1 protein-coding gene is annotated in these 1,537 nt (G+C 39.2%); it reads right to left on the bottom strand.

All coding sequences use genetic code 11. The features are described 5' to 3' along the window. Window positions 1-1,277 (bottom strand): hypothetical protein (locus BMY85_RS15385; RefSeq protein ID WP_177180551.1); only part of this gene is annotated, 1,277 nt, incomplete at its 3' end. Window positions 1,278-1,537: the final 260 nt, after the last annotated feature.

Genomic DNA, 1,537 nt, shown 5'->3' with positions numbered 1-1,537 from the left:
TCAAAAGAACCACACACATTTATCAGGCAGGCAAGCATAAAAGCTTCCCGATAGGCTTCATTTTTAAAGTTTATCTTGTCTTTTGCATTGCCACTAGTTAACGAAGCAAAAGCCCCGCTTTTTGTAAGAATTGAATACAGGTTTGGTGTGGATGTACTGGAAAAGGTACAGGTCTGTCCTTTCATTTTCCTGTATTTATCCTCCAAAAGCCGGTTAATAATAACCCATGCAATTCCTTGCCTGTTATAATGCAAGTATGTTTTCATATTGGCGTTATTGTTTGTATTGGTATTTTCTGCATAAATAATCCGGGCAGCCAGTTTATAATGCATTGCTGGACTGCTAAAATCAGTATACCATGTGTCACCCTTATAAGCATCTACATTTGTACTTAACGCAGCATTATATTTTTTTGTGGCAGCGTACAGAAGCTGTGATTCCAAAGTCCCTGGCAGGCTTAAAGGCGAAACTTTCTTTTTGTCAGCCTCTGTACTTTTCTCCCTGCTTAATCTTTCATACTGATCCCCAAACAGTCCTTCCATATCCACATAACACGTATCATCCACTATTTTATTCTTCTTGGGATCGTAGTAGCTTCCTGCCTGGATACAGAACAGGTCTGTTTCTGGATCGTAACATTCCCCATCATATCTTAGGGAATTTACACAGCCAACAAACATATCTCCTGAATTGTCCTTATGCTCTATTTTCTTTTTTCCTCTGATCTCATAGATATGCCTGGTTGTTCCGTTTTTGTCATAGTCATAAGTGCAGATTGTCTTGTTGTTTCTGTCAACCAGTCCTGTGATAATGCCATTTTGAATACAGTATTTGTATGTAACATTGCAATAGGATATGCTGTATGCATTGGTTTCACTGCCGCTTTCCGTATAGGAATATGTAATCTGCTTTTTGTCTGGCAGCACTTCCGATACCAGATTGGAAAACTCGTCATACTGATACGTGGTGATTTCCTGTCCTACGATTTTCTCCGTTCTCTGCCTTTCTTCATTGTATTCAAATTCCATTTCGGTTCCATCTTCTGTTTCCATTGTGACAATGGGATCTGGCACAATGGTATATGCAAGGACTCTCTCCACAAACTGCTGGGCAGTATATCCACAGCCATTGATCGTGATAATGGGTTCGTCCTGCTGGCAGTATTCCGATTCCTCTGGAGGGAAACTGACGATTTCATCTGCCTGTATAGACACAGGAACGCTAGATAGCATTGTGGAGAAAGCCATAACAGCCGCCAAAGTTTTCTGTAATTTCATAAAGGTATCCTTTCCGTTGCAAAAGAAGCAACCTAACTTAACATTTTTCCGAATCCATTCATTTTCGTGCTAATTATAGCTTCTTTTGGCTTATTATGTCAACTTACAATTTGGGAAAGCTAAAATTCATGATGTACTTGTCAGTGGGGAGGCAGGACTGGCGAATGCTCTCGGAAATGATTAACATACACTGTGTTTTTTCATTTTTAACGGATTTTTGACATTTTTGTTTCCTTAATTTTTTTGTTAAAAAGACACCT

The sequence above is a fragment of the [Clostridium] polysaccharolyticum genome (genome assembly GCF_900111595.1).
Lineage (GTDB): Bacteria > Bacillota > Clostridia > Lachnospirales > Lachnospiraceae > Clostridium_AI > Clostridium_AI polysaccharolyticum.
The sequence above is the reverse complement of the archived record's forward strand: the minus strand, read 5'-3'. Positions and strand labels throughout refer to the sequence as shown.